This is a genomic window from Devosia sp. (assembly GCF_041917035.1).
GTDB lineage: Bacteria > Pseudomonadota > Alphaproteobacteria > Rhizobiales > Devosiaceae > Devosia_A.
On the sequence record NZ_JAYRYM010000279.1, the window covers coordinates 1 to 4488 of the forward strand.

Below are 4488 nucleotides of genomic sequence, written 5' to 3' on the forward strand. Positions count from 1 at the left end.
GGCTCGACCGAGCCGGAGATGTCCCCGCTCACTTCGGCCGGTCCAGCTGCAGATAGCCGTCGGCGTCGACGGCGAGGGGCAAGGGGTCGCAGATGCCGCCACTGAACGGCCGGTCGGCACCGGCATTGTGGAAGGCCAGCAGCATCGGGCGTCCGGCCCGATCGAAGGCCACCCGGCCGGCATAGAGGTCCTCGCTGACGAGCAGACGCGCCTTCCGCGGATCGACCGGCCCGGGGAACTCGCCGACCGGCAGGCTCCAGATGCCGCCCGTCTGCCCGGCGCGGTGACCGGCGAGCTTGGCCGCGTCGCAGCAGAACACCAGATGCCGGCGGCCGGCGATTTCGAGCAGCTGGAAGACCTCGAGATGGGCAAAGCCGCTGCCCGGCGCACTCAGCGGGGGGCGCACCTGCCAGGTTGCGAGATCGGAAGAGACGGCGTGGCCGACGACGCCGCGATCGGGCTCGGTGCCGTGGCCGGCACGCGCGGTGACGAGCATGTGCCACAGGCCATCGTGCCCGGAGCGGAACACCCAAGGGTCACGCCAGGCCTCCTCCGGCCAGGACGAGCTGCCCAGCACCTCGTAGTGGGTGGGGTCGGCGACGACGACCGGCCCCGGTTGCTTGGTCCAGGAGTGGAGATCGGTCGAGGTGGCGAGGCCGATGGTTTCGACATTGGCGTTGCTATCCTCGGTGAGGAAGCGGGAGCCGGTGTAGAACAGCCGCCACAGCCCGTCGTCGCCGCGCACGACGCTGCCGGTCCAGGTCGCTGTCGCATCGAAGCTGCCGGGAGCGCCGGTCTCGAAGATGCGCCCATGGCTGGTCCAGGTGACCAGATCGGGCGAAGTGGCGTGCCCGATGCGGGCATTGCGGTGCCGCAGGTGCGGATCGCCCAGCGACCGGGGAGCGTGCAGGAAGTAGAGGTGGTAGGTGGCGCCGTCATCAGCGAGCCAGAAATCCCACACCCAGTCGTCGTCCAGCCGAAAAGCCATCGCCACCTCTGCTAAATGGTTTTAGCAGATGCCCCGGACGTGATAGGTTGTCAAGCGATGGGCTCGCCGCTAGTGCATATCATGCCCGTTGTTGGTTCCGGCTGCGAAGGAAAAAGGGAAACAGGGTGGCCAAGAAGCGCGTGACGCTGGCAGACGTTGCCCGGCTGGCGGGGCTGTCCTCCACCGCGGCCTCGATGATTCTCACCGGGCGGCCGGACACGCGGCTGTCGGCCGAGGCGCACGCCCGGGTGCACGCGGCGGCGGCGAGCCTGGGCTACCGGCCGAACGTGGCGGCGCGGGCGCTGCGCACCGACAAGTCGCGTTCGATCGCCTTCATTTCCGACTACGTGGCGACGACACGCTTCGCCAGCGGCCTGATCCGGGGTGCGCTGGCGGCCGCCGACCAGGCCGGCCACGTCATGCTGGTGCTCGAAACCGGCGGCGAACCGGCGCGCGAGGTGCAGGCCGTGCAGGCCGCGCTCGACCGGCAGGTCGACGGCATCATCTTCGCGGCGATGCGGGCGCGCGAGGTGTTCGTGCCGGATCTCGCCATCCCGGCGCCGGTGGTGATGCTGAACGGGACCAGCGCCCGCTTTCCGACCTCGGTGCTGCCCGACGAATATGCCGGCGGGCGGCTTGCGGTCGAGCTGCTGGTCGAGGCCGGGGTGGCGCGGGACATCGTGCTGCTCGGCCACAATGCGGAGGAGGAGCGCGGGCTGTTCCGTTCCGAGCCGATCGCGCGACGACTGAGCGGCGTCCGCGATGCCATGGCCGAGCACGGGCTGCGCTTCGCGGCCGAACTGAGCTGCTGGAACTGGGAGCCGGGCCATGGCTACGACCTGGCCCGCAAGCTGCTGCAGGCGGGGCGACCGCGATCGATCCTCTGCCTCAACGACCGGCTGGCCTTCGGCGCCTATCAGGCGATCGGCGAGGCGAGACTGGCGATCCCGGCCGATATCGGGCTCGTCTCGTTCGACAATGACGAACTCGCCTCCTACCTCCGGCCGGGCCTTACCACCATCGGGCTGCCGCACGAGCAGATGGGGCAGGAAGCGGTGCGTCTGCTGCTCGAGCCCAGCCGGCCGGAGGGCGAAACCCTTGTTCCGATGCCACTCCTGCGCCGGGGATCGCTGCCGGCGGGCTGACTCCACCTCCCGATCACCATCCGACCTCGGTGAGCCGACGGCTCCGCGACGCGGTCGTCCTGCTCAGCGGTAGCGCACCTGGTTCCAGCGATGGCCGAGCAGCGAGAGAATGATGATCAGGCCGTAGAAGAACTGAACGTAGAAGCCCGACAACCCTACCCCGACGACACCGGTCTGAATGAACGAGACGGTGAAGGCGCCGATGGCGCTGCCGATGACCGTGCCGATGCCGCCCCATGGCGCGGTGCCGCCGACAAAGACCGACGCCAGGCCCGGGAGCAGGAAGCTTTCGCCGGAGGTGGGCCACCAGGTATAGTTGATGAAGACGGCGAAGACGCCGGCCAGCGAGGCGCCCAGCCCGACAAAGACGAAGGTCTGCAGCCGCACCCTTCGCACATCGATACCCATCTGCTGGGCGGCGTCGGGATTGTCGCCGACGATGTGCACGCGCACACCGAAGCGGTGGCGGTTATAGATGAGCGAACAGACCACGACGAACAGCAGGACCCAGAAGACCTGCAGCGGAATACCGAAGAGTTCGCCGGCGAAGATCTTGTAGGCCCAGCTCTGCGGCAGGGTGACCAGCGCGATGGACCGCCCCTCGGTCTGGATCTGTATGAGGCCACGCATCATGAAGTTCATGCCGAGCGTGGCGATCAGCGAGGAGAGGTTGGCGTAGACCACGAGCCAGCCGACGCAGAGGCCGAGCACGAGCCCGGCGATGATGGCGGCAATCAGGCCCAGGAAGGGATCGAAGCCGGCCTGGACCACCAGGGCAAAGACCCAGCCGGTCATGCCGATGGTCGCGGGAAAGGAGAGATCGATCTCGCCCACCGTCACCACGTAGACCAGCGGCACCACCACGAAGAGCACCACCGGCAGGCCGATCAGCACGGCGCGATAGATGCTCCACTGCGAGAAGACGGCGGGATTGCCGATGAAGAAGACGGTCACCATCAGCAGGAAGACGAGCAGCGAGCCAAGTGCCGGACGATTGTCGATGAGGAAGCGGCGCAGCCGCGACTGGTCGGCGTGCCGGCCATCGGCGAGGCGGCGCACGGCATTGGCATCGAGCGTGCGCCGAGCCGGTGCCTCGTCGTTGGAATGGTCGGTCATGCGGCATCTCCGGAATGTGCCCCGCCTTCGGTGGGGTGGGCGAGTTCTTCCATGAACTTGATGAGGGCCTCGGCCGAACCGAGCTCGGTCTTGCCGATCTGGGTCGCGACGCGGCCGCGATCGAGGACCACGAAGCGGTCCGAGATGTCGTAGACGTGGTGGATGTTGTGGCCGATGAAGAGGATCGACCGCCCGGCGGCCTTCGCCTGTTCGACGAAATGGAAGACCTTGGCGGTTTCGGTGAGCGAGAGCGCCGTGGTGGGTTCATCGAGGATGATGAGATCGGCCTGGTTGTAGATGGCGCGGGCAATGGCAACGCCCTGCCGTTCGCCGCCCGACAGCTGGCCGACGATCGAGTTGGGCCCGAAGACCTTGGAGGTGAAGCCGATCTCGCGCATCAGCCGCGATGCTTCCTCCCGCTGCCTGCGCACCCTCAGAAAACCGAGCGGTCCGACGATCTCGCGCCCCATGAAGATGTTCCAGGTGATGGTCTGCTGCACGGCAAGCGCCCGATCCTGGAAGACCGTCTCGATGCCGGCCTGCCGCGACTTGGCGGCGTTCCAGCCGGTGACCGGCTTGCCGCGCACCAGGATGTCACCGGTCGTCGGGGGCACCGCCCCGGCCAGGATCTTGATCAGCGTCGATTTCCCGGCGCCGTTGTCGCCGACAAGGCCCACCACCTCGGCCTCGTCGACATGCAGGTCGACCCCGCCCAGGGCGTAGACCTGTCCATAGGACTTGGTGATGTTCCTGAGCTCGATGATCCGATTGCTCATGGCCCCTCGCGCAAAGACAGGGAGGGGCCCGACCCTGCGGCCGGGCCCCGGGGAGAACGACGTCAGCGAAGACCCTCGATCGCCAGTGCGGCGACGGCTTCGTAGTTCTCGGGCGTGACGAACCCGGCGCCGGTATCGACGTTCATGCTGCCCAGCCCGTACACGACCTGCTGGCAGAGCGAGAGGATGGGCATGTAGCCCTGCAGGAACGGCTGCTGGTCCGAGGTGAGCTGGACCCAGCCGTTCTTGAACGCGTCGATGATCTGCGGGCTGGTATCGAAGCCGATATTGACGATGTCGCCCGCCTTCTTTCCGGCGGCCTGCATGTAGGTGGCGGCGTTGCCGAGCGGCTGGCCGCCGGGATAGGCGATCAGCTTCACGTCGGGATTGGCGGCGATGGCAGCGGTTATCACCGGGATGCCGACATTGGGATCGGTACCCAGGCCCTCCGGGCTCTGCAGCT

The 4488-nt window shown here is 67.6% G+C and carries 5 protein-coding genes; 1 reads left to right on the plus strand and 4 read right to left on the minus strand.

Annotated elements, in window-relative coordinates; genetic code table 11:
* Positions 1-28: 28 nt before the first annotated feature.
* Entirely contained in the window at positions 29-988 is a 960-nt protein-coding gene (locus tag ACE3TU_RS19290) for a hypothetical protein (protein ID WP_374627188.1), read from the minus strand.
* Positions 989-1113: 125 nt separating this feature from the next.
* Between ACE3TU_RS19290 and ACE3TU_RS19295 the strand changes: the two genes are divergently transcribed.
* Positions 1114-2133: a LacI family DNA-binding transcriptional regulator gene (locus ACE3TU_RS19295; RefSeq protein WP_374627190.1), complete on the plus strand. Its 1020-nt coding sequence runs from the start codon at positions 1114-1116 to the stop codon at positions 2131-2133.
* 63 nt (positions 2134-2196) lie between these two features.
* Here the strand turns inward: ACE3TU_RS19295 and ACE3TU_RS19300 are convergent, their stop codons facing one another.
* From ACE3TU_RS19300 to ACE3TU_RS19310, 3 genes are all read right to left on the minus strand, one after another.
* On the minus strand, positions 2197-3249 hold the full coding sequence (locus ACE3TU_RS19300) for an ABC transporter permease (RefSeq protein WP_374627192.1): 1053 nt from the start codon (positions 3247-3249) through the stop codon (positions 2197-2199).
* Positions 3246-4025, minus strand: coding sequence for an ATP-binding cassette domain-containing protein (locus tag ACE3TU_RS19305; protein WP_374627194.1), 780 nt, complete (start codon positions 4023-4025; stop codon positions 3246-3248). Before ACE3TU_RS19305 ends, ACE3TU_RS19300 begins: the two co-directional genes overlap by 4 nt.
* Before the next feature lie 62 nt (positions 4026-4087).
* Positions 4088-4488: substrate-binding domain-containing protein (locus ACE3TU_RS19310; protein ID WP_374627196.1), on the minus strand; the 401-nt coding region annotated here is incomplete at its 5' end.